The organism is Mesorhizobium sp. B3-1-7 (genome assembly GCF_006439385.1).
Taxonomy (GTDB): domain Bacteria; phylum Pseudomonadota; class Alphaproteobacteria; order Rhizobiales; family Rhizobiaceae; genus Mesorhizobium.
This window is the reverse complement of the sequence record NZ_VFTL01000022.1, coordinates 38,921-62,156: the sequence shown is the minus strand read 5'-3', so window position 1 is coordinate 62,156 and position 23,236 is coordinate 38,921. Positions and strand designations below refer to the sequence as shown.

19 protein-coding genes are annotated in these 23,236 nt (G+C 64.1%); 16 read left to right on the top strand and 3 right to left on the bottom strand.

Features of this window, described 5'->3' with window-relative positions; all coding sequences use genetic code 11:
• Positions 1-65: 65 nt before the first annotated feature.
• Positions 66-1,493, top strand: coding sequence for an NADP-dependent phosphogluconate dehydrogenase (gene gndA / locus FJ417_RS19100; RefSeq protein ID WP_140784545.1), 1,428 nt, complete (start codon positions 66-68; stop codon positions 1,491-1,493).
• Here the strand turns inward: gndA and FJ417_RS19095 are convergent.
• Positions 1,490-2,536 (bottom strand): LacI family transcriptional regulator, encoded by a 1,047-nt coding sequence (locus FJ417_RS19095; protein ID WP_140644605.1) that lies wholly within the window; start codon positions 2,534-2,536, stop codon positions 1,490-1,492. The genes gndA and FJ417_RS19095 overlap by 4 nt on opposite strands.
• 387 nt (positions 2,537-2,923) lie before the next feature.
• On the opposite strand from FJ417_RS19095, the gene FJ417_RS19090 reads away from it, so the two are divergent.
• The 8 genes from FJ417_RS19090 (at position 2,924) to FJ417_RS19055 (ending at position 10,807) form a co-directional block, all read left to right on the top strand.
• On the top strand, positions 2,924-4,162 hold the full coding sequence (locus FJ417_RS19090) for an ABC transporter substrate-binding protein (RefSeq protein ID WP_140654454.1): 1,239 nt from the start codon (positions 2,924-2,926) through the stop codon (positions 4,160-4,162).
• A 79-nt stretch (positions 4,163-4,241) separates the two neighbouring features.
• Entirely contained in the window at positions 4,242-5,135 is an 894-nt protein-coding gene (locus tag FJ417_RS19085; protein WP_140644603.1) for a sugar ABC transporter permease, read from the top strand.
• The gene (locus tag FJ417_RS19080; RefSeq protein ID WP_140784544.1) at positions 5,128-6,060 is read left to right on the top strand and encodes a carbohydrate ABC transporter permease; all 933 of its coding nucleotides are present in this window, start codon (positions 5,128-5,130) and stop codon (positions 6,058-6,060) included. The genes FJ417_RS19085 and FJ417_RS19080 overlap by 8 nt, the downstream gene beginning before the upstream one ends.
• Before the next feature lie 2 nt (positions 6,061-6,062).
• A complete protein-coding gene (gene ugpC, locus FJ417_RS19075) occupies positions 6,063-7,163 on the top strand; it encodes a sn-glycerol-3-phosphate ABC transporter ATP-binding protein UgpC (protein ID WP_140784582.1) in 1,101 nt (366 codons plus the stop codon).
• A gap of 31 nt (positions 7,164-7,194) precedes the next feature.
• On the top strand, positions 7,195-7,947 hold the full coding sequence (locus tag FJ417_RS19070) for a sugar phosphate isomerase/epimerase (protein ID WP_140784543.1): 753 nt from the start codon (positions 7,195-7,197) through the stop codon (positions 7,945-7,947).
• Between the two features lie 5 nt (positions 7,948-7,952).
• Positions 7,953-9,095, top strand: coding sequence for a Gfo/Idh/MocA family oxidoreductase (locus tag FJ417_RS19065; RefSeq protein ID WP_140784542.1), 1,143 nt, complete (start codon positions 7,953-7,955; stop codon positions 9,093-9,095).
• Between the two features lie 111 nt (positions 9,096-9,206).
• Entirely contained in the window at positions 9,207-10,253 is a 1,047-nt protein-coding gene (mgrA, locus tag FJ417_RS19060) for an L-glyceraldehyde 3-phosphate reductase (RefSeq protein ID WP_140784541.1), read from the top strand.
• A gap of 149 nt (positions 10,254-10,402) precedes the next feature.
• Complete coding sequence (locus FJ417_RS19055) at positions 10,403-10,807, top strand: Fur family transcriptional regulator (RefSeq protein WP_041003614.1); 405 nt, start codon at positions 10,403-10,405, stop codon at positions 10,805-10,807.
• Positions 10,808-10,964: 157 nt separating this feature from the next.
• Here the strand turns inward: FJ417_RS19055 and polA are convergent, their stop codons facing one another.
• A complete protein-coding gene (gene polA, locus FJ417_RS19050) occupies positions 10,965-13,919 on the bottom strand; it encodes a DNA polymerase I (RefSeq protein ID WP_181183260.1) in 2,955 nt (984 codons plus the stop codon).
• Positions 13,920-14,345: 426 nt separating this feature from the next.
• On the opposite strand from polA, the gene FJ417_RS19045 reads away from it, so the two are divergent.
• The 7 genes from FJ417_RS19045 (at position 14,346) to FJ417_RS19015 (ending at position 22,200) form a co-directional block, all read left to right on the top strand.
• The gene (locus FJ417_RS19045; protein ID WP_140784539.1) at positions 14,346-15,731 is read left to right on the top strand and encodes a M20/M25/M40 family metallo-hydrolase; all 1,386 of its coding nucleotides are present in this window, start codon (positions 14,346-14,348) and stop codon (positions 15,729-15,731) included.
• Positions 15,732-15,852: 121 nt separating this feature from the next.
• Complete coding sequence (locus FJ417_RS19040) at positions 15,853-16,473, top strand: ribonuclease D (RefSeq protein ID WP_140644596.1); 621 nt, start codon at positions 15,853-15,855, stop codon at positions 16,471-16,473.
• 52 nt (positions 16,474-16,525) lie between these two features.
• Positions 16,526-16,723 carry a hypothetical protein gene (locus FJ417_RS19035; protein ID WP_140784538.1) on the top strand — a complete coding sequence of 66 codons (198 nt, stop codon included), beginning with the start codon at positions 16,526-16,528 and terminating at the stop codon, positions 16,721-16,723.
• Positions 16,724-16,774: 51 nt separating this feature from the next.
• The gene (locus FJ417_RS19030) at positions 16,775-16,921 is read left to right on the top strand and encodes a hypothetical protein (RefSeq protein WP_140644594.1); all 147 of its coding nucleotides are present in this window, start codon (positions 16,775-16,777) and stop codon (positions 16,919-16,921) included.
• A 48-nt stretch (positions 16,922-16,969) separates the two neighbouring features.
• Positions 16,970-18,937, top strand: coding sequence for an acyltransferase family protein (locus FJ417_RS19025; RefSeq protein WP_140784537.1), 1,968 nt, complete (start codon positions 16,970-16,972; stop codon positions 18,935-18,937).
• 192 nt (positions 18,938-19,129) lie between these two features.
• Positions 19,130-21,385, top strand: a complete 2,256-nt coding sequence (locus tag FJ417_RS19020; RefSeq protein WP_140784536.1) for a transglycosylase domain-containing protein — start codon at positions 19,130-19,132, stop codon at positions 21,383-21,385.
• Positions 21,386-21,450: 65 nt separating this feature from the next.
• Complete coding sequence (locus FJ417_RS19015) at positions 21,451-22,200, top strand: SDR family oxidoreductase (RefSeq protein WP_140644591.1); 750 nt, start codon at positions 21,451-21,453, stop codon at positions 22,198-22,200.
• Positions 22,201-22,210: 10 nt separating this feature from the next.
• On the opposite strand, the gene FJ417_RS19010 is transcribed toward FJ417_RS19015, so the two are convergent.
• A complete protein-coding gene (locus FJ417_RS19010) occupies positions 22,211-23,128 on the bottom strand; it encodes a zinc-binding dehydrogenase (RefSeq protein WP_140784535.1) in 918 nt (305 codons plus the stop codon).
• Between the last annotated feature and the right edge of the window lie 108 nt (positions 23,129-23,236).

Genomic DNA, 23,236 nt, shown 5'->3' with positions numbered 1-23,236 from the left:
TCATCTGGCAAAGGCGTTCTCCAGGACGCAGCCTTCAACAAGCATCCGAACGCAGGGAAGAAACGATGGAAAAAGCCGAAATCGGCCTGATCGGCCTTGGCACGATGGGCTCCAACCTGGCGCTCAACATCGCCGAGCACGGGCACCGCATCGCCGTCTTCAACCGCACGCCGTCGCGCACCGACGCCTTTATCGAGAGCGCCGGTTCGCTGAAGGACATGGTCGTTCCCTGCTACAGCCTGGAGGAACTCGCCGCGGCGATCCGGCCGCCGCGGCCAATCATCATCATGGTGCTGGCGGGCAAGCCGGTCGACGAGCAGATCGCGGCGCTGCGCGGCGTGCTGTCGGCCAACGACATCGTGATCGATGCCGGCAACGCCAATTTCCGCGACACGATGCGCCGCTTCTCGGAATTGTCCGGCTCGGGCCTGACCTTCATCGGCATGGGCGTTTCGGGCGGCGAGGAGGGCGCGCGCCACGGACCGTCGATCATGGTCGGCGGCACCGAGGAGTCCTGGAAACGCGTCGAGAAGGTGCTGACCGCGATCTCGGCCAAGTTCAAGGACGAGCCCTGCGCAGCCTGGCTCGGCACCGACGGCGCCGGCCATTTCGTGAAAACCATCCACAACGGCATCGAATATGCCGACATGCAGATGATCGCCGAGATCTACGGCATCCTGCGCGACGGGCTCGACATGGCGCCCAAGGAGATCGGCAAGGTCTTCGACGGCTGGAACAAGGGTCGGCTCAACTCCTACCTGATCGAGATCACCGCCAAGGTGCTGGCCGCCGACGACCCCAAGACCGGCAAGCCGGTGGTCGATATCATCCTCGATCGCGCCGGACAGAAGGGCACCGGCAAATGGTCGGTCATCGAAGCGCAGCAACTCGGCATTCCGGCGACGGCGATCGAGGCGGCGGTCGCAGCGCGTGTTCTGTCGTCGATCAAGGATGAGCGGCAGGCAGCCGAGAAGGCCTATGGCGATATCGGTGTCGAGAAGATTGCCGGCGACAAGGCGGGGTTGCTCAAGGATCTCGAGCTGGCGCTGTTCGCCGGCAAGATCGCGGCTTACGCGCAAGGCTTCGCGGTGATGAGCGGCGCCTCGAAGGAATTCAACTGGAACCTGCCGATGCCGACCATCGCCAAGATCTGGCGCGCCGGCTGCATCATCCGCTCGCAGATGCTGGACACGATGGCCGAGGCGTTCGGTTCGGGCAGCGCTTCCACCAACCTGCTGATGGCGCCGGCCTTCATCGCCTTGATGAAGGAGGCGCATCCGTCGCTCAGGCGCATCGTGGCGCGTGCCTCCGAGGCCGGGTCGCCGGTGCCGGCACTGTCGTCGGCGCTTGCCTATTTCGACAGCTACCGGCAGGGGCGCGGCACGTCGAACCTGATCCAGGCGCAGCGCGATTTCTTCGGCGCGCACGGCTTCGAGCGTATCGGCGAGCAGGGGGCGTTTCATGGCCCGTGGGGCAGCGGCGCGGGGCATTAACCCCGATAGGGCAGAACCTCGCTCGGGGTACTGAGTGACTGCAACGAGCCGGGGTCGGCGCCGCCGATCCAGCCGAGCACCGCGCGGGCGAGCTCGGAGCCGGCCAGCCGGAAGTTTTCGTTGACGACCAGCAGTTCGTGCCGGAACAGATGCAGCAGCTCCGACGACTGTTTCGACACCACGTCGACGTCGCGGCCGAGTTTCAGCCCGGCGTCCTCGATGCCGGCCACGATGGCGAGCGTCGCTGCGGCGGCGCTGCTGACGAAGCCGTCCGGCCGGTCCTTGCGACGCATCAATTGCGCTGTGCGCATCCTGATCTGTTCGATCGACTGGTCGATGGAGACGGTGTTGAACGGCACCTCGCTAACGCCCACCTCGCTCAGCGCATCGGCAAAGCCGTTCACCGTATGGCCGTAATAGGTGAGGCCGACCGGCGGCGTCACAAGGGCAAGCCGGTTGCGGCCCCGGCCGGCGAGATAGCGCACGGCTTCGCCGGCAAAGGCGTAATTGTCGAAGTCGTGATAGGGATGCACCAGCCCCATGTCGGTGCGGCCATGCGTGGCGAAGGGAATGCCGCGCTCCAGCATGTAGCGCGCCCGCGGATCGTTGGGCTGGGTGCGCGAGATGATGACGCCGTCGGCAGAGCCCGTCTCGACCAGATAGCGCACCGGATCCAGCGGATCCTGCGAGCGCGAATAGGGCGTGACGATCAGGTGGTAGGGCGTGTCGGCGATCACCTCGGTGACGCCGTAGATGATGTCGGAGACGAAGCTCATCAGCTCGTGCTCGGTGTTCAGCACAAGCGAGATGACGTTGGTCTTGCCTGTTCTCAGCCTGACGCCGGCGCGGTTCGGGCGGTAGCCGATCTGCTTGGCGACGAGCTGGACGCGACGCCTGGTCTCGGCGCCGATCTCGGGTGCATCCTTCAGCGCGCGCGAGACCGTCGTGACGCCGAGCCCGGTCATGAAGGCAAGCGTCTTCAGCGTCGGCCGTTCCTTGCCCGACGCGGCGTCGTCGCCCTTCTTCGTTATCCGTCTATCCATTCGTCCCGCCCGTCAGGCGCATAGCAGCCGCAGGGCCGACCGGCAATCGTGCGGCGGTGACATTTGCGCGACCTTCAGCTTGTGGCTCGGTTCAATATACTGAAACGTTACAGATTGCCAATCTTCGTGATCGACCGGCAAGGTCGTGCCACTTTGCGTCGCGGGTGCGGCGATGAACCGAAAGTCGCTGGAATCACAAGGAAATATCGATCCAGGCCTACTTTTGCCACCAATCGACTGTTCCGGCGCCGGCATTGCCGCTTCGGAAGAAAGATTTTGTTCGTGCCTCGAAAAAATCCTGGTTGGCTTCAAGGCGAGGGGTTGCCTATGCGGATCATTTGCCGTATCGAAAATCTGTAACGTTTCAGATTCTGGGAGGAAGCCGAAATGCGATACAAATTCCTGACTGCCGCCTTTGCCGCGACGGTTGCGCTCAACTTCGCCGGTCCGGCGGCCGCGACCGACCTGGAAGTCACCCATTGGTGGACTTCCGGCGGCGAGGCGGCGGCGGTGGCCGAGCTTGCCAAGGCGTTCGACGCGACAGGCAATCACTGGGTCGACGGCGCCATTGCAGGCTCCGGCGGCACGGCCCGGCCGATCATGATCAGCCGCATCACCGGCGGCGACCCGATGGGCGCCACCCAGTTCAACCACGGCCGCCAGGCGGAAGAGCTGGTGCAGGCCGGGCTGATGCGCGACCTCACCGATATCGCCACCAAGGACAAGTGGACGGAAATCGTGCGGCCGAAGAGCCTGCTCGATAGCTGCACCATCGACGGCAAGATCTATTGCGTGCCGGTCAACATCCATTCCTGGCAGTGGCTGTGGCTGTCCAACGAGGCCTTCCAGAAGGCCGGCCTGCCGCTGCCGAAGGACTGGAATGAATTCGTGGCGGATGCGCCGGCGCTGGAAAAGGCCGGCATCATTCCGCTCGCGGTCGGCGGACAGGCCTGGCAGGCCTCCGGCGCCTTCGACGTGCTGATGGCCGCTGTCGGCGGCACCGACACGTTCCTCAAGGTCTACAAGGACAAGGACGCCACCTTCGCGGCCGGCCCGGAGATCGCCAAGGTGTTCAAGGCGGCGGACGACGCCCGCAAGATGGCCAAGAACACCAATGTGCAGGACTGGAACCAGGCGACCAATCTGGTCATCACCGGCAAGGCCGGCGGCCAGATCATGGGCGACTGGGCGCAGGGCGAGTTCCAGGTCGCCGGCAAGACCGCCGGCAAGGACTATACCTGCCTGCCTGGCCTCGGCCTGAACGAAGTCATCGCCACCGGCGGCGACGCCTTCTACTTCCCGCTGCTCAAGGACGAGGCAAAGGCGAAGGCGCAGGTGGTGCTTGCCGAGACCTTGCTCGATCCGAAGACCCAGGTCGCCTTCAACCTCAAGAAGGGTTCGCTGCCGGTGCGCGGCGACGTCGATCTCAATACGGCGAACGACTGCATGAAGAAGGGCCTCGCCATCCTCGCCAAGGGCGCCGTCATGCCGTGGACGGACCAGCTGCTTTCGCAGGACACCCAGAAGCAGAAGGAGGACCTGTTCTCCGAGTTCTTCGCCAAGCCCGACATGACAATCGAAGAGGCGCAGAAGCGCTTCGCCGAGATCATCGGTTCGGCGGACTGACGACCGGCGCCCCCGCCGGCTTCCGACCCCAGCCTATCGGGGTCGGGAGCTCGATGTCCTCATTGCCCGGCCGGCCGAGATGAGCAGCAGCGAACGCCCGAGTAAGCTTTTCCGCAACCTGAACGCCAAGGTCGCATCGATCCCGATGGTGCTCACCGCGCTAGTGGTGTTCGTCGGCGGCACGGCGTGGACGGTGCTCTACTCCTTCACCAATTCGAAGCTGTTGCCGCGGCTCAATTTCGTCGGGCTCGACCAGTATCACCGGCTTTGGTCGACTTCGCGCTGGCTGGTGTCGATCGAGAACCTTTTGATCTACGGCGTGATCTCGTTGGTGTTCTCGCTGGTCATCGGCTTCCTGCTTGCCGCCCTTCTCGACCAGAAGATCCGCTTCGAGGACACGTTCCGCACCATCTTCCTCTATCCCTTCGCGCTGTCCTTCATCGTCACCGGGCTGGTATGGCAGTGGCTGCTCAATCCGGATTTCGGCGTCCAACGCGTCGTGCGCGACCTCGGCTGGACGAGTTTCAGCTTCGATCCGCTCTACAATTCCAGCATCGTCATCTACGGCATTTCGATCGCGGCGCTCTGGCAAGGCACGGGCTTGATCATGTGCCTGATGCTCGCCGGACTGCGCGGCATCGACGAGGACATCTGGAAGGCGGCGAGGGTGGACGGCATTCCGGCCTGGAAGACCTATCTCTTCATCGTCATCCCGATGATGCGGCCGGTCTTCATCACCACGCTGGTGATCATCGCCGCCGGCATCGTCAAGGTCTATGACCTGGTCGTGGCGCAGACCAGCGGCGGCCCCGGCATCGCCTCCGAAGTGCCGGCGAAATATGTCTACGACTACATGTTCTTCGCCCAGAATCTCGGCCAGGGTTTCGCCGCCTCGACCATGATGCTGTTGTCGGTGGTGATCGTCATCGTGCCATGGGCCTATCTCGAATTCGGAGGCAAGAAGCGTGGCTGACGTCGCCTCCCCGTCCACCGGTGCCGAAGCGCTCGGGCGCAATGCCACCGGCCCGAGCGGGCCCAAGCCGCGGCACGTGCTATCGCGCCGCAATATCTTCCTTTACGGCACGCTGATCGTCGTGGCGCTCTATTACCTTTTGCCGCTCTACGTGATGATCGTCACGTCGCTGAAGGGCATGCCGGAAATCCGCCTCGGCAACATCTTCTCGCCGCCGGTGGAAATCACCTTCGAACCCTGGGTGAAAGCCTGGGCGACAGCGTGCACCGGGCTCAACTGCGACGGGCTTTCGCGCGGTTTCTGGAATTCGGTGCGCATCACCGTGCCGTCGGTGATCCTGTCGATCGCGATCGCCTCGGTGAACGGCTATGCCCTGGCCAACTGGCGCTTCAAGGGCGCCGACACCTTCTTCATCATCCTGATCGTCGGCGCCTTCATCCCCTACCAGGTGATGATCTATCCGATCGTCATCATCCTGCGCGAGATCGGCATCTACGGCACGCTGACCGGCCTGGTGATCGTGCATTCGATCTTCGGCATGCCGATCCTGACGCTGCTTTTCCGCAACTATTTCACCTCGATGCCGGAGGAGCTGTTCCGCGCCGCGCGTGTCGACGGCGCCGGTTTCTGGGGCATCTACCTGCGCATCATGCTGCCGATGTCGCTGCCGATCTTCGTCGTCGCCATCATCCTGCAGGTGACCGGCATCTGGAACGACTTCCTGTTCGGCGTCGTCTACACGCGCCCGGACACCTATCCGATGACGGTGCAGCTCAACAACATCGTCAACTCGGTGCAGGGCGTGAAGGAATACAACGTCAACATGGCAGCGACCATCCTGACCGGTCTGGTTCCGCTCGTCGTCTACTTCATTTCCGGCAAGCTCTTCGTGCGCGGCATCGCCGCCGGCGCGGTGAAAGGATGATGATGGCCGCTGAAATCGCCAGTCCCAGCGTTTCGATCCAGGACCTTTCGCTCAATTTCGGCGCCGTCTCGGTGCTGCAGACGCTCAACCTGGATGTCGCCGACGGCGAATTCATCGTGCTGCTCGGGCCGTCCGGCTGCGGCAAGTCGACCTTGCTCAACTGCATCGCCGGGCTGCTCGACATCTCGGACGGGCGCATCTTCATCAAGGGCAAGAACGTCACATGGGAAGAGCCGAAGGACCGCGGCATCGGCATGGTGTTCCAGTCCTACGCGCTCTATCCGCAGATGACCGTTGAGAGGAACCTTTCCTTCGGCCTGCGCGTCGCCGGCGTGGCGAAGGACGAGATCGCCAAGCGCATCGCGCGCGCCGCCGAGATCCTGCAGATCGAGCCGCTGCTGCAGCGCAAGCCTTCGGCGCTGTCCGGCGGCCAGCGCCAGCGCGTGGCGATAGGGCGCGCGCTGGTGCGCGACGTCGACGTCTTCCTGTTCGACGAGCCGCTCTCCAATCTCGATGCCAAGCTGCGTTCGGAGTTGCGCGTCGAGATCAAGCTTTTGCACCGCCGCTTGCAGAACACGATGATCTACGTCACCCACGACCAGATCGAGGCGATGACGCTGGCCGACCGGATCGCGGTGATGAAGGGCGGCGTGATCCAGCAGCTCGACGCGCCGCAGACGATCTACAACCGCCCCGTCAACCGCTTCGTTGCCGGCTTCCTCGGCTCGCCGGCGATGAATTTCATCGACGGCAGGCTGGAGAAGGACGGCGGCAACTGGCACTATGCCGTCGAGGATCTGCGCATTCCGCTTGCGACCTATTCCTTCGAGAAGGAGCCGGCGCCGGGCCCTGCTGTGTTCGGCATCCGGCCCGAGCATGTCGCCTTCAACAGCGGCACGGGCTGGCCTTTCACCGCGACGGCCAATGTGGAGGTCGTCGAGCCGATGGGCTCCGACACGCTGGTGTGGCTGAAGCTCGGCCGGCAGAACTTCACCGTGCGCGTCACCTCCGAACGCACGCCGAAGAACGGGGATGCGGTCGGCATCGGCTTCGATCCGCTGCGCGCCTCGCTCTTCGACGCTCAAACCGGCAACCGAATTTAACTCCCCAGGACCAACAGAACGGACAGGACAGATGAACTGGTCATTCCAACTCTACAGCGCCCGCAATTTCCAGCCATGGAACCGCGTGGTGAAAATGCTCGGCGAGCTCGGCTACAGCCAAGTCGAGGGCTTCGGCGGCGTCTATGACGACCCGAAAGCGTTCCGCGCCGAGCTCGACAGGAACGGGCTTGCGATGCCGACCGGGCATTTCTCGATCGACGCGCTGGAAAACGATTTCGACGGCGTGCGCAAAACCGCCGACGCGCTCGGCATCACGCTCCTGATCTGCCCCTATCTGATGCCCGATCAGCGCCCGTCCGATGCCGCCGGCTGGCGCGGCTTCGGCGAGCGTCTCGCCAAGGTCGGCGAGGTGGCAAAGAAGGCCGGCTACGGCTTTGCCTGGCACAACCATGATTTCGAGTTCAAGCCGCTTGCCGACGGCTCGCTGCCTCAGGACCATATCCTGTCCGCCGCGCCCGACATCGGCTGGGAGATGGACGTCGCCTGGGTGATCCGCGGCGGCGCCGATCCGCTGCCCTGGATTGAAAAGCACGGCAAGCGCATCGTCGCCGTGCACGTCAAGGACATGGCAAAGCCGGGCGAGGGGCTGGACGAGGACGGCTGGTCCGACGTCGGCCACGGCACGATCGACTGGGCGGGCCTGTTCAAGACATTGCGCGCCAAGAGCGCGGCGCAGTATTTCATCATGGAGCAGGACAACCCCAACGACATCGAGCGCTATGCCCGCCGCTCCATCGCGGCAGCCAAGAGCTGGCAGGAGTGATCGAAATGGCAGAAAAACTTGGCGTCGGCGTCGTCGGCTGCGGCAACATCTCGAAGGCGTATTTCTCGCTGTCGCCGCTGTTTCGCGGCATCAAGATGCGCGCCTGCGCGGATATCAACATGGATGCGGCGAAAGCGCGGGCAAAGGAGTTCAAGCTGCGTGCCGAGACGGTCAACGACCTGCTCAAGGACGACGAGATCGACATCATCGTCAACCTCACGGTTCCGGCGGTACACTACGAAGTCTCCAAAGCGGTGCTCGACGCCGGCAAGCATGTCTATTCGGAAAAGCCGTTCGTGCTGTCGATCGGGGAAGGGCTCGATCTCAAGAAACGGGCCGAGAAGAGGGGCCTGCGCATCGGTTCGGCGCCAGACACGTTCCTCGGCGGCGCGCACCAACTGGTCCGCGATCTGATCGACAGCGGCAAGCTCGGCGCGATCACCAGCGGCACCTGCCATGTGATGGGCCACGGCATGGAGCACTGGCACCCCAACCCGGATTTCTTCTTCCAGCCGGGCGCCGGTCCGGTGCTGGATATCGGGCCGTATTATGTCACCAACCTGGTCCAGCTGATCGGGCCGGTGAAACAGGTGGCGGCCTTCGCGACGACGCCGGCCAAGGAGCGTACGATTTCGTCGAAGCCGCGTGCGGGCGAAAAGATCCCGGTGAACACGCCGACCACCATCCATGCGCTGCTTGAATTCGCCAATGGCGCGGTGATCACGCTCAACACCAGCTGGGACGTCTGGAGCCATGGCCACGCGCCGATGGAGCTCTACGGTGAATTGGGCACCGTTTTCGTGCCGGACCCGAATTTCTTCGGCGGCGAGGTGCGCTTCACCGACTCGGCCAAGCCGGTGAAGAAACTGCCGAAATGGAACCATCCGTTCGGCGTGCCGAACGAGATGCATGGCCATGGCATGATGGCGAACTACCGCACCGCCGGCCTGGCCGACATGGCGGTCGCGATTGCCGAGGGACGGCCGCATCGCTGCTCGATGGAGCTGGCGCTGCACGCGGTCGATGTCATGACCGGCATCCTGCGTTCCGGCGAAAGCGGCAAGTACGTCGCCATGCAGACGACCTGCGAGCGGCCCGCCGCGCTCGGCGTCAAGAACGCCAAGGCGCTGCTGGCGAAGAAAAAGTAGGTGGCGACCCTCTCCCCGTCCCGGCGGGGAGAGGGTAATGGTGGGGGACAAGCATCGATTCAATCCGCTATGACGCCGCCCGCGGCGCCGCTTCGACCCCGAGGATTTCCCATGCCCTATGTCGCCGCCGAGAACCGCTACGAGAAGATGATCTATAACCGCTGCGGGCGGTCCGGCCTGAAGCTGCCGGCGATCTCGCTCGGGCTGTGGCACAATTTCGGCAACGACACGCCGCACAAGACCAAGCAGGCGCTCGTGCGCAAGGCCTTCGACCTCGGTATCACGCATTTCGACCTCGCCAACAATTACGGCCCGCCGCCCGGCTCGGCGGAAACCGCGTTCGGCGAGATCCTGCGCACCGATTTCGCTGCTTACCGCGACGAGATGATCATCTCGACCAAGGCCGGCTACGAGATGTGGGCCGGTCCCTACGGCGAATGGGGCAGCCGCAAATATGTGCTGGCCAGCCTCGACCAGAGCCTCAAGCGCATGGGGCTCGACTATGTCGACATCTTCTATTCGCACCGTTTCGATCCCGAGACGCCGCTCGAGGAAACGATGGGCGCGCTCGACCATGCGGTGCGCTCGGGCAAGGCGCTCTATGCCGGCATCTCCTCCTACAATTCGCAGCGCACGCGCGAGGCGGCCGACATATTGCGGCAGCTCGGCACGCCATGCCTGATCCACCAGCCGAGCTATTCGATGCTCAACCGCTGGGTCGAGGAGGACGGGCTGCTCGACACGCTCGAGGGGCTCGGCATCGGCTCGATTGTGTTCTCGCCGCTGGCGCAGGGCATGCTGACCGACAAATATCTCGGCGGCATCCCCGACGGCAGCCGCGCATCCCAAGGCAAATCGCTCAAGCCCGCCTTCATCAACGACCAGTCGATCGCCAACATCCAGGCGCTCAACGCCATTGCCGGCCGCCGCGGCCAGACGCTGGCGCAGATGGCGCTGGCCTGGGTGCTGCGCAAAGGCCGCGTGACCACGGCGCTGATCGGCGCCAGCCGGCCGGAACAGGTCGAGGATTGCGTCGGCGCGCTCAAGGCGCTCGAGTTCTCCGATGCCGAGTTGGCCGAGATCGACACTTACGCGCGCGAGTCCGACATCAACCTTTGGGCGGCTTCCCCCGAACGCAAGGGACCGCCGCGCAAGTAGAGATTAGCCGGCGAACCATCGCCATCGCGTCGTGTCAGAGGGGGCGCGCTTCGTAAACAGTGGCAAAATCACTCGTTCGTCGCTATCTCAGAGGAAATTGAAGTCGTTCGCATGCGAGATCTGCTGCGAGCGTCGATTGGGCGAACAAGATGACGGCAAGAGATGCGCTAACCAAGAACCAGCTCTGCGTGCTCGAAAAGCTCGAGGCGTCCAGCGGGCCGCTCAGCGCCTATACGCTGCTCGACCAGCTGCGCGAGCGCGGTTTCCGGGCGCCGCTGCAGGTCTATCGGGCGCTCGACACGCTGGTGAAGTCCGGTTTCGTGCATCGGCTCGAAAGCCTCAACTCCTTCGTCGCCTGCGCCGAGCCGCACGACCACAGCCATTCGATGACGGCCTTCGCCATCTGCGACAATTGCGGCCAGGTGACCGAAATGTCCGACCACGATGTCGATCACCGGCTTGACGAATGGGTGCGCTCGACGGGATTTGCGGCGAAAAAAGCGGTGATAGAGTTTCGCGGGGTGTGTGCCAAATGCAGGGCTGAAGCGGCGTAAGAACGCCGATATTCAGGTGAGGTCGGCCTGCAAATGGCGGCTCCCCGCGCTTCCGGTGCTCACGTACTTTAAGTACGCTCCGCTCCGGTTCTCGGGACCCACCATTTTCGACTCGACCTGACCTGAATCTCGACGCTCTTACAGCGTGGGGTAGCGCCTAATGCGCCTCGTCCCAGTTGTTCGCCGCTCGGGCGTCGACGTGCAGCGGCACCGACATCGAGACCGCCGGCATCGGCGCGTTCTCCATCACGCGGCGCACCACCGGGATGGTCGCCTCGACCTCCGAGTCCACCGTTTCGAAGATCAGTTCGTCATGCACCTGCAACAGCATGCGGGCGGAGAGTTTCGCCTTGTCCAGCGCCTCTTCCATATGCACCATCGCACGGCGGATGATGTCGGCCGCGGTGCCCTGGAGCCTGGCGTTGATCGAGGCGCGCTCGTTGAAGGCGCGGATCGATGGGTTGGACGACCTTATCTCCGGATAGTGGATGCGGCGGCCGAAGATGGTTTCGACGAAACCGTTTTCCCGCGCATAGGCCTTGGTTTCCTCGATATAGTCGCGAATGCCCGGGAAACGCTCGAAATAGCGCTTGATATAGGCGCTCGCCTCGTCGCGCGGGATCGACAGCTGGTTGGCGAGGCCGAAGGCCGAGATGCCGTAGATGATGCCGAAATTGATCGCCTTGGCGCGCCGGCGCACTTCCGAAGGCATGCCCTCGACCGGCACGTTGAACATCTCCGATGCGGTGATGGCATGGATGTCGGCGCCGTCGGCAAAGGCCTGCTTGAGCTGCGGGATCTCCGCGACATGGGCAAGCACGCGCAATTCGATCTGGCTGTAGTCGGCCGAGACCAGCTTGTGGCCTTTCTCCGCAATGAAGGCGGTCCTGATCTTGCGGCCCTCGGCGGTGCGCACCGGGATGTTCTGCAGATTGGGATCGGAGGACGACAGACGCCCCGTCGTCGTCGCGGCGAGCGCATAGGAGGTGTGGACGCGGTTGGTGCCGGGGTTGATGAAGCCCGGCAGCGCGTCGGTATAGGTCGATTTCAGCTTGGTGAGCTGGCGCCAGTCGACGATCTTGCGCGGCAGCTCGTGGCCTTCGGTGGCAAGGTCTTCCAGAAGCTGCGCCGAGGTCGACCACTGGCCGGTCTTGGTCTTGGAACCGCCCGGCAGGCCCATCTTGCCGAACAGGATATCGCCGAGCTGCTTCGGCGAGCCGATGTTGATGCGTTCGCCGACGATTCCGTAGATTTCCTCCTCGACGCGGGCGGCGCCCTGCGCCAATTCGCCCGACAGTCGCGACAGGATTTGGCGGTCGACCGAGATGCCGCGCTGTTCCATCCGGGCAAGCACCGGCACCAGCGGCCGCTCCAGTCGCTCGTAGACGGAAACGAGGCCCTTGGCGGCCAACCTCGGCTTCAGCACCAGCCAGAGCTGCAACGCAATGTCGGCCTGCTCGGCGGCGTATCTCGTCGCGCGCTCGATATCGATCTGGTCGAAGCCGATGGCGCTCTTGCCCGAGCCGGCGAGTTCCTTCTTCGAGGCCGGCGCGTGACCGAGCCACTTCTCCGACAGCGAGACGAGGTCGTGACCGCCGGAGGTGCCTGCGTCAAGCACGTAGGAGATCAACATCGTGTCGTCGAACGGCCCGACCTCGATGCCGTGCCGGCCCATCACGACGATGTCGTATTTCGTGTCCTGGACGATCTTGAGAACCGACCGGTCCTCGAGCAACGGCTTGAGCAGCGCCAGCGCCTCGCGGACCGGGATCTGGTTCTCCAGCATGCCGCCGCCGAGCAGGTCGCCATTGCCGCTCTTGTGGGCGAGCGGCACATAGACAGCCCGGCTCGGCGCAATCGCCATGGAAATGCCGATCAGGTCGGCCTGCATCGGATCGGACGAGCTGGTCTCGGCGTCGAGCGCAAGGACGCCGGCGTCGCGGGCTTCGGCTATCCAGGCCTTGAGCGCCGCCGCATCGCGGATGGCGGTATAGGCCGAGGGGTCGATCTTGCGGGCCGCCGCCTGTTCGAGCCGCAGCGCCGAGAGCAGCGAAGGGGTGTCGCCCTGCGGCGGCGCGTCCTCGCCCCTTGTGGCAGGTTTCGCGGTACCCTTCGATTCAGGTGCCGGCTGTCTCGATGGCGCGCCGGCGCCGACATCGGGGCCATGCGCGGTATCGGCGCGCTCGACGGTGACGGCGGAAGCCTGGACATCGCCGATCTCGGTGGCGGTCGCCTCGGCGACGCGCCGCGTCAGCGTGGTGAATTCCATCGTCTTCAGGAAGCCGATCAGCTTCGGCCCGTCCGGCTCATGCAGGACCAAATCGTCCAGTCCCTCCTTCAGGGGCACGTCGTTCCTCAGTGTCACCAGCTCGCGCGAGATGCGCGCCTTGTCGGTATTGGCGATGATGGTTTCGCGGCGCTTGTCCTGCTTGATCTCGGAAGCGCGCGCCAGCAGCCCGTCGAGGTCGCCGAACTGTTCCAGCAGCTGCGCCGCGGTCTTCGGGCCGATGCCGGGCACGCCCGGCACGTTGTCGACCGAGTCGCCGGTCAGCGCCTGCAGGTCGATCATCTTCTCCGGCGGCACGCCCCATTTCTCGATCACCTCGGGAATGCCGATTTGGCGGTCTTTCATCGGGTCGTACATGCCGACCGTCGGACCGACCAGTTGCATCAGGTCCTTGTCGGAGGAGATGATGGTGGTGTCGGCGCCGACCTCGCAGGCCAGCCGGCAATAGGTCGCGATGATGTCGTCGGCCTCGAACCCCTCCATCTCGATGCAGGGCAGGTTGAAGGCCACGGTCGCCTGGCGGATCAGCCCGAATTGCGGGATCAGGTCCTCCGGCGGCGCCGAGCGGTTCGCCTTGTATTCGGGATAGAGATCGCTGCGGAAGGTTTTCGAGGAATAGTCGAAGATGACGGCGAAATGCGTCGGCACGATGCCTACACTGGTGTTGCGGGCATCCTGCATCAGCTTCCACACCATGTTGCAGAAGCCGAGCACGGCGCTGGTCGGCAGGCCGTCGGATTTGCGGTTCAGCGGCGGCAGCGCGTGATAGGCGCGGAAAATGTAGCCGGAGCCGTCGACGAGGAAGAGGTGATCGCCTTTTTTCATGCCGGCAGGGATAGCGCGGCCAGCCTTCGCGGTCCATGCCAAAGGCTGTGCAACCTGCCAGTTCGGGCAACACCCCTGACAGATACTGTCCTGGCGGGAATCCACTGCTCACGGGCATGTTACAAAAGTGTAATTTTCGTGCCCTTGAATCGCCACGTTCACAGACCCAAATACGTCTCATCGGCAGTTTTCGCCGAAGTCCGGAGTAAGGCCCGTCCCCCGCCTATCCCGGGCAACTTGCGGCAGCCTATCCCCCCTCTCCGGGCTGCCGCATCGTTTCGAGTAAAGACCGCCGTGGTTCCCCCTCCACCACGGCGGTTCTTTTTTGCCTCCAGGCAAGCCTTTCCCGCTTGGTCCAACGATCGCGGCTTTTCGTTTTCCGCATCGCCCTTTAGGGTCTGCCGCAAAAATCGAAAGGCCCCCAAAATGTCCAAACTCTCCCCCGTCCTCGACCGTCTCGACCAGAACCTCGACCAGAGCCTGGAGCGGCTGTTCGGCCTGCTCGGCATCAAGTCAATCTCCACCGATCCCGCCTTTGCCGCCGACTGCCGCAAGGGGGCCGAATGGCTGGTGGCCGAACTCAAGCTGATCGGCTTCGACGCAAGCGTGCGCGACACGCCCGGACATCCGATGGTGGTGGCGCATCACGAGGGGCCGGCAGGCGCGCCGCATGTGCTGTTCTACGGCCACTACGACGTCCAGCCGGTCGATCCGATCGAATTGTGGGAAACCGATCCGTTCGCGCCGTCGATCAAGGAGATCGAGCCTGGACGCAAAGTGATCACCGGACGCGGCTCGGCCGACGACAAGGGGCAACTGATGACCTTTGTCGAGGCCTGCCGCGCCTGGAAGCAGGTGCACGGCAATCTGCCGTGCCGCGTCACCATCCTGTTCGAGGGCGAGGAAGAATCCGGCTCGCCGTCGCTGAAGCCGTTCCTGGAAGCCAACGCCGCCGAGTTGAAGGCGGATTTCGCGCTGGTCTGCGACACCAGCATGTGGAATCGCGAGACGCCGTCGATCTGCGTGTCGCTGCGCGGCATGGTCGGCGAGGAGATCACCGTCAAGGCGGCCAACCGCGACCTGCATTCGGGCCTCTATGGCGGGCCGGCCGCCAATCCGATCCGCATCCTGGCCAAGGTGCTGGCCGACGTCCACGACAAGGACGGCCATGTCACCATTCCGGGCTTCTATGACGGCGTCGAGGAGACGCCTTCGCAGGTGCTGAAATCCTGGGAAGGGCTCGGCGAAACGGCCGAGACCTTCCTTGGACCGGTCGGACTTTCCATTCCGGCCGGCGAAAAAGGGCGCTCGGTGCTCGAGCTCACCTGGGCGCGGCCGACCGCGGAATTCAACGGCATCATCGGCGGCTATACCGGCAGGGGCTTCAAGACGGTGATCGCGGCGGAAGCGTCGGCGAAAGTATCGTTCCGGCTCGTTCACAAGCAGGATCCGAAGAAGATCCGCGCCGCCTTCCAGGCCTTCGTGCGCGAGCGCATCCCCGGCGACTGCTCGGTAGAATTCCACCCGCATGGCGGCTCGCCGGCGATCCAGCTTTCCTATGACTCGCCGTTCCTGACCAAAGCCAAGGACGCGCTGTCGGACGAGTGGGAGAGGCAGGCCGTGACCACCGGCGGCGGCGGCTCGATCCCGGTGGTGGGCGATTTCCAGACCTATCTCGGCATGGAATCGCTGCTGGTCGGCTTCGGCCTCGACGACGACCGCATCCACTCGCCGAACGAGAAATACGAGCTGACCTCCTTCCACAAGGGGCAGCGGTCCTGGGCGCGAATCCTCGACGCGCTGACGCGTTGAAATTCAACTTTCTGTTGATTTTTCTCCGGATCGCGGCGAGGACGAATGACCAGCGCAACGCGCCGCCTGCTGGCGCATCCCAGGCGATGCGCGGTATTGCGGCCGCGATCCGGAGAAGAGAATGACTGATATCCGTTTCCACAAAAACGATCTGCCTGACCTGTCGCGCTACAATGTCGGGGCGGTGGCCATCGACACGGAAACTCTGGGGCTCAACCCGCATCGCGACCGGCTCTGCGTGGTGCAGATTTCGCCCGGCGACGGCAGCGCCGACGTCATCCAGATCGCTCCAGGCCAGAAAGAGGCGCCGAACCTCGCCAGCCTGTTGAGAAACAACACAATCACCAAGCTGTTTCACTACGGCCGCTTCGACATCGCCGTGCTCTACCACACCTTCGGTGTGATGGCCGAGCCGGTGTTCTGCACCAAGATCGCCTCGCGGCTCACCCGCACCTATACCGATCGTCACGGGCTGAAGGATCTCTGCAACGAACTGCTCGGCATCGGCCTTTCCAAGGCGCAGCAATCCTCCGACTGGGCGGCCGAAACGCTCTCGCCCGAACAGCTCGAATATGCCGCCTCGGACGTGCTCTACCTGCACAGGCTGCATGAGGTGCTGGGCGCGCGCCTGGCGCGCGAAAACCGCACCAAGGAGGCGGACGCCTGCTTCCGTTTCCTGCCGACCCGCGCCAAGCTCGACCTTATGGGCTGGGCGGAGGAAGACATCTTCGCGCATAGCTGACGGAACCCGGCGCGTCGAAAGGACGTTGGGGCCGGTTCGTGGAGGGAGTGAGATGGCAGAGCGCAAACCGATAGAAAGCGCGCCGAAGGACGGCTCGAAGGTCACCATCCTGTGGAAAGACAGCGACGGCGTCGTCAATGAATCCATCGGCCAGTATCGCGACGGCGGCTGGTGGGTCTACACCGACAGCGACACGCAAAAGAAGGTCGATCCGACGAGCTGGCGCCCAGCATCAAATGACGACGACTAGTAGGCTGCGTGCAGGCTTTAAGGCGGGCCTCGACCGAAACAAGGGGACGCAATGAGGCAGAACACGCTCTATCTTATCATCGGGGCGCTGGTCGCGGTGGTCATCGCGCTCGGCATCTATGTCTATCGCGAGCAGACCAGGCCGAAAGGCGTCGAGCTCAAGATCGACGACAAGGGCATTTCGATCCAGCAGAATTGACCATGGTGGCCAGCCGGGAGACCGGCGCCGTGAGGGGCTAGGCCGGCTTTGCGAGACGACATTGCGCCGGGGGGATTTCGGCCGGAGATACAGGGGCTGCGCGGGCTCGCCGTAGCCTTTGTGGTGGTCTTCCATATCTGGCCGGCAGCGCTTCCCGGCGGTTATGTCGGGGTCGACATCTTCTTCGTCATCTCCGGCTTCCTGATCACCGGCCTGCTTACGCGCATGGCTCTGAGCGATAGCGGCATCTCGCTTGTCGGCTTCTATACGCGCCGGGTCAGGCGGTTGCTGCCGGCGGCGATCGTCGCGCTCTTCGTCACGCTCGCGGGAACGCTGCTGTTCGTGTCGGACGCCTGGTGGGAAGAAACCGCCAGGCAGGTTATTGCAAGCGCGCTCTACGTGCAGAACTGGCGGCTTGCCGAGCAGGCCGTGGACTATCTCGGCGCCGAGAACGCCCCGAGCCCGGTGCAGCATTTCTGGTCGCTGTCGATCGAGGAGCAGTTCTACATCGTCTGGCCTGTGCTGATGATCGCTGCGCTTTGGTGGGCCAGGCGTCGCGGGCACTCGCCCGTGCAAACACTTACGTTCGTGCTCGGCGCGGTCCTGGTGGGCTCGCTCGCGGCTTCCGTCGCTCTCACCCGATCCGATCCGGCATGGGCCTATTTCGTCACCCACACCCGGGTCTGGGAACTGGCCCTTGGCGGGCTGCTGGCGCTGACCCTGGACCGGTTCCAGCCGAAAGCGCGTGTCCGGGCGGGGATGGCTGTCGCCGGCATGCTGGCGATGCTTGCGTCGGCGATGCTGTTTACAAGGGCGACCGATTTTCCAGGCTTCAAGGCGCTGCTGCCGACGCTCGGCGCGGCTCTGATCATCGCGGCCGGCAGCGTACGCATGGGCCGCTTCCGTGGCCTGGATATCGCGGCGCTGCGCTATATCGGCGATCGCTCCTATTCGATCTATCTGTGGCATTGGCCGCTGATCATTTTTTACGCCGCGCAGCGCGGCGCGATCGACCTTGCTGATGGTCTTCTGCTGATCGTCGCCACCCTGGTGATTTCCGAACTCTCCTACCGCTTCATCGAACAGCCCTATCGCCATTCGCGCTCGTCCCTGGCATGGCGGCCGCTGATCGACGGCACGGTGGCGGTGGGGTTGTGCGTGGCCGTGGCGGGCGGACTCGTCCATGCGATCGACCGGCAGCCCATCGATACCAGCCTGATCGGAACGCCGAATTATCCGGGGCCTGCGGCCTTGCTCGCGAACGCCGTCGTCCCCGAGGGCGTCAAGCCGCTGCCTCCCTTGAGCAAGATCGGCAGCGATGTGCCCGTCATCTACAGGATGAAATGTCATCAGGAGCAGAAGGGCATCGATGCGACCGGTTGCCCGCTCGGCGACCCGGCTGGGACGAGGACCATTGTCGTGATGGGCGATTCCCACGCGGCGCAATGGGTGCCGGCGGTCGACAAAATCGCCAAAGACAGAAAATGGAAGCTCGTCAGCTTCACCAAGGCGGCCTGCCCGGTAACCCGGGTCACCATCCTTGACGACGGCAAGCCGTATGAGCAATGCGCGCTGTGGCGGGAGAAAGTTCTCGCCGAAATCGCGAAGCTGAAGCCCGATCTCGTGATCACCAGCCAGAGCAACTACACCGGCGTCGCGCGGGACGCGATGATCGAGGGATTGCGCAGCGTCTGGAGCGAGCTCAAAAGTGAGGGCGTGCGCGTCGTCGCGATCCGCAACACACCTTTCAGCCTGTTCGATCCGCGCAATTGCCTGGGGACCGATCCCGGCAAATGCGTCAATCCGCGCAGCGAGGTCGAACGGGAAAACATCTACGCGCTCGCCGCCCGGTCCGTGCCGGGGGTGAGCGTGGTCGACATGAACGATGCGCTATGCGGCAAGGAGAGCTGCCCGGCGGTGGTCGGGAACATTGTCGTGCTGCGCGACAATCATCATCTGACGGCAACCTACGCGTTGGCGCTGGCGCCCTATCTGGCCAAGGCAGCGGGACTTTGAGCAACCATCCACTCGTAATCATGCGGCGCCCCGCAATGGACCGACTGCGAAAGATAGCGCGAGACCGTTGGATTCAGAAAATCGTAAGGGTTTTCAAAAGGCTGCATAAACCCTGCTTTAACCCGCCTTTAAACCGCCGCATCTAGTCTTCAACCCGAACGCCATCGGCACCGGGGCAGCAAGCAAGAGCGCATGGCGAACCGCAGAGACAGTCGCATCGAACCGAGCTTCGAGGGATCGCCGCGCGCGAAATCCTCCGAAGGCTTTTCGGTAAGCGAGGAGGATCGTGTCGTGCCGGGCAGTCGTAAATCCGCTTCGAAGGGCAGGTCCGCCAAGGCGAAATCGCGCAGCCGTGGCCGCGACCGCAATCGGCGCGGGCTGCTCGGCATCGCCACGCGGCTTGTCTACTGGTGCTTCGTGCTCTGCATATGGGGCGGTATCACGACGGCCGGCATCGTCGTCTATTACGGCGCCAAGATGCCGGCGGCGACGACGTGGTCGGTCCCGGACCGTGCGCCGAACATCAAGATCGTCTCGGTCGATGGCGCGCTGATCGCCAATCGCGGTGCGTCTGGCGGTGAGGCGGTCGGCCTGCACGAAATGTCGCCCTATATCCCCGAGGCCGTGGTCGCCATCGAGGACCGGCGCTTCTATTCGCATTTCGGCATCGACCCGATCGGCCTGTCGCGCGCCATGGTCGCCAATCTCATCGGCGGCCATTTCTCGCAGGGCGGCTCGACGCTGACGCAGCAGCTGGCCAAGAACCTGTTCCTGACACCCGACCGCACGCTGGAGCGCAAGGTCCAGGAAGTGCTGCTCGCGCTGTGGCTCGAGCACAAGCACAGCAAGGACCAGATCCTCGAAATGTACCTCAACCGGGTCTATTTCGGCTCGGGCGCCTATGGCGTCGAGGCGGCCTCGCGGCGCTATTTCGGCAAGAGCGCGCGCGACGTGACGCTTTCGGAAGCCGCGTTGCTGGCGGGCCTGCTGAAGGCGCCGTCCAAGCTGTCGCCGGCGCGCGACCCAAAGGCGGCCGAGGAGCGGGCGCAGCTCGTGCTCGCGGCCATGCGCGAGACCGGCAAGATCAGCGACAAGGAATACAAGACGGCGCTGAGCGCGCCGGCGACGCGAGCGCCGTCCTACTGGACCGGCTCGGAAAACTATGTCGCCGATACGGTGATGGACGAACTCCCGGACCTCATCGGCGACGTGCGCGGCGACATCGTCATCAACACCACGGTCGACCTCAACCTGCAGAAGCTTGCCGAACAGTCGATCCGCCGGCTGATCGACGAGAGCGGCAAGAAGCTCAACGTCACGCAAGGCGCGCTGGTGTCGATCGACGATTCCGGCGCGGTGCGCGCCATGGTCGGCGGCTATGATTATTCGACCAGCCAGTTCGACCGCGCCTCGGAAGCGCGCCGGCAGCCGGGCTCGGCCTTCAAGCCCTTCGTCTATATGGCGGCGCTGGAAGCCGGCCGCACGCCTGACAGCATCCGCAACGACGCGCCGATCAAGATCGGCAAATGGACGCCGGACAATTACGGCGGCAAATATTACGGCAAGGTGACGCTGGCGACAGCTTTGGCCAAGTCGCTCAACTCGGTGGCGGCCCAGCTCACCATGGAAGTCGGTCCCGACGCCGTGGTGGAAGCCGCGCATCGCATGGGCATCCAATCGGACCTGCAGGCCAACACCTCGATCGCGCTCGGTACCTCGGAGGTGACGCCGCTGGAACTGACCTCGGCCTATGTGCCTTTCGCCAATGGCGGCTACAAGCCGGACATCCACTTCATCCAACGCATCACCACCGCCAACGGCAAGGTGCTCTACGAGAACAGCGGCGGCAGCGCGCCGCGCGTCATCAAGGCCGATATCGTCGGCATGATGAACTCGATGATGACGGGCACCGTCGAGGTCGGCACCGCCAAGAAAGCGGCGTTCAACTGGCCTTCGGCCGGCAAAACCGGCACCAGCCAGAATTCGCGCGATGCCTGGTTCGTCGGCTACACCGCCAATCTCACCACCGGCGTGTGGTTCGGCAATGACGACGGCAGCCCGATGAAGAAGGTCACCGGCGGCGCCCTGCCGGCGCAGGCCTGGCACGAATTCATGGTGGCCGCGCATGAAGGCGTGCCGGTCAGGCCGCTGCCCGGCACCTGGAAGTCGACGCCGTCCGATACGATCGTGCCGGACGAGATCCCGTCGGCTGACGCCTCGCAGCCGCCAGCGCCGCCCGCGGCCGTCGGCCAGTCCCAGCCGGTCGCTCCGGCGCCAGCGCCGGTACGTCAGGCGCGCCCGGCCCAGACCGTCGATGCGAACGGCTTCGACATGCCAAGCGACAGCGGATCGACCGCCTCGATCAAGCATCCGGTGCCGCCCGGCAATGTCGGCGGACCGACCAAGAAGCGGCAGACTTCGATCCTCGATATCCTGGGCGGCGGCTGAAGCGGCAACTCGCCCTCTCGTAATGGCAAGCGCCTTCGGCTACATGTCCGGCCGGAGATCAAGCCATGGCCGAGACCGACAGCAGAAAAACCATCGTGCTCACCGGCGCCAGCCGCGGCATCGGCCATGCGACCGTGAAGCGCTTTTCGCGCGAGGGCTGGCGCGTCATCACCTGCTCGCGCCAGGCTTTCGCCGAGGATTGCCCGTGGCCGGCCGGCCCCGAGGACCACATCAAGGTCGACCTCGCCGACCAGGAGGATGTCGGCATCGCCGTCTCGGAAATCCGCCACCGGCTGGAGGCGCATGGCGGACAGTTGCACGCGCTGGTCAACAATGCCGGCATCTCGCCGAAGCTGAAAGACGGCAGGCGCATGGATTCGATAGAGACGCCGATGCATGTCTGGCGCGACGTGTTCCAGGTCAATTTCTTCGCGCCGATCATGCTGGCAAGGGGGCTGTTCAAGGAACTCGCCGCCGCCAAGGGCTCGATCGTCAACGTCACCTCGATCGCAGGCACCCGCGTGCATCCTTTCGCCGGCACGGCCTATGCCACATCGAAAGCGGCGCTCGGCTCGCTGACGCGCGAGATGGCGCATGATTTCGGTCCGCACGGCATCCGCGTCAATGCGATCGCGCCGGGCGAGATCGACACCGCGATCCTTTCGCCCGGCACCGACAAGATCGTCGAGACGATTCCGCTGAGAAGGCTTGGCGCCACCTCGGAAGTCGCCGACATCATCTTCTTCCTGTGCTCGGGCCAGGCGTCCTACGTCACCGGCTCGGAAATCCACATCAATGGCGGCCAGCACGTGTGATTGGCTGACTTCAGGCCATGGTGAGAACGGCCTTGCCGCTGATACCGCGCTGCCGCAGCGCGTCCAGGGCCTGGCCGATGTCCGTCCATGGCACGGTCATCGCCACGCGGGTCTCCAGCCGGCCGGCCGCGACGAGATCGAGCAGCGTGGCGATGTCAGCGCCGATGGCTGAACCGGACGTATAGTAGGCGAAAGTCTGGAGCCTTGCGCCCTCGTGGCCTGGAACGAACTGGCGGAATCCGATCGGCGTGAGCTCGCCGCTGCTCGAGCCGAACATGACGATGGTCCCGCCGGGCGCGATATGCTCGATCGCGTCGGCGAGGCTTTTGCCGCCGACCGACTCGGTGATCAATGAAAATAGTCCCCCGGACAGTTCGATCGACTCGACGACCCGCCCGGCGCCCAGATCGCGAAGATCATCATGGTGCCGGGCCGAAGCGACCGCCGTCACCGAAGCGCCTTGCTCGCGGGCGATCTGGATCTGGAAGCGGCCGACCGCGCCGCTCGCGCCGGTGATCAGGACCCGCTGGCCGGCGAGATCGCCGCCATGGCGCAAAGTTCTCAGCGCCGTCGTGCCCGCCACCGGGAGCGTGGCTGCGTCGGCGAAGCTGACCGCGTCCGGCAGGACGGCAAGACGATCGGTCGGAGCGGCGACGCGCTCGGCCCAGCCGGCCTCGTCGACCAAGGCGGCAACGCGCGTGCCCGCGGCCGGGCCTGAACCATCGGCCGCCGCGCGCTCGACAATGCCGACGATGTCCTGGCCAGGTATCCAGCCGTCGGGACGTATGCCGAGCAGGCGCAGCTCACCACGATTCAATGATGTTGCATGAACAGCCACCAATGCTTCATTCATATTGCAGCTTGGCTCATCAATTTCGACGAGCTTCAGCCTGTTCGGACTGTCTGAAGAGATAGCGAGAGCAAGCATGGACCACCTTGAATGACGCTCGAGAGCCGCGATCGATTGCGACGGAAACGGCTCGAAACCTATCGACTTTCGCGGCTGTGGAATTTAGAGATAAAGCCAAATGATCGC